Here is a 695-nt window from a genome sequence, read left to right as displayed (position 1 = left end):
CGTCGTGCCGGCCCTGATCTCGCTCGTCATCGGATTCTCGCAGGGCTGGTCGCTGCGCGCCCGCCTCGGCGAGACGGCCGCGCTGCGGGCGACGGTCGAGAAGCTGGAGCGCGAGGCGCGCGCCCGCGACGCCGCGGCGAAAGCCGACCAGGTGCGGGCCGAGACGGACGCGGCCGAGCGCCGGCTCCTGGAGGAGAAAGTCGATGCGCTACAAGCTCGCCCGACTGCCGGTGATTGCCTGCCTGACGATGCTGCTCGCCGGCTGCGTGACCTCTGGGGCCGTTGACACGCGCACCATGCTGCCGCCGCTGCCGGCCGATCTCGTCGCCTGCTTCGGACCCCGCACGCTGGTGCCGCGGCCGCAGGGCAAGGGGCCGCTCTCGGCCGCCGAGGTCGAGCGCCTGGTGGCGCAGCTGAAGATCTCAGAGTGGGCGCACGACCGCTGCGGGCGCCGGCTGATCGCCTTCTACGAGGCCCTCGCGGCCGGACTGAAAGGGAACTGAGGGGCGCACGATGCAATTCGACTGGGCCGGCACGATCGCGCTCATCAAGGACGTGTGGTGGTTCCTCTCGGTGCCGCTCGCCGTGCTGATGGGCGTCGCCATGTACTACCTGCGCGGCCAGTTCCCCACCAAGGCCGAGTACGAGCAGCAGAACGCGATTCTTCAGAAATCGATCGGCGCGCTCTCCGAGCG

3 protein-coding genes are annotated in these 695 nt (G+C 70.8%); all 3 read left to right on the top strand.

Annotated elements, in window-relative coordinates; genetic code table 11:
• Window positions 1-286, top strand: a 286-nt coding sequence (locus tag ABTU92_RS28900; protein ID WP_408095010.1) for a hypothetical protein, incomplete at its 5' end; no start/stop codon positions are given.
• The gene (locus ABTU92_RS28895; protein ID WP_408095009.1) at window positions 204-503 is read left to right on the top strand and encodes a hypothetical protein; all 300 of its coding nucleotides are present in this window, start codon (window positions 204-206) and stop codon (window positions 501-503) included. The genes ABTU92_RS28900 and ABTU92_RS28895, both read left to right, overlap by 83 nt.
• Window positions 504-513: 10 nt before the next feature.
• A partial coding sequence (locus ABTU92_RS28890) for a hypothetical protein (protein ID WP_408095008.1) occupies window positions 514-695 on the top strand: 182 nt, incomplete at its 3' end.

It is taken from the genome of Rhodoplanes sp. SY1, assembly GCF_046000175.1.
Taxonomy (GTDB): domain Bacteria; phylum Pseudomonadota; class Alphaproteobacteria; order Rhizobiales; family Xanthobacteraceae; genus Rhodoplanes.
Note: the sequence above shows the minus strand (reverse complement) of the source record. Positions and strands in the feature narration are given on the sequence as shown.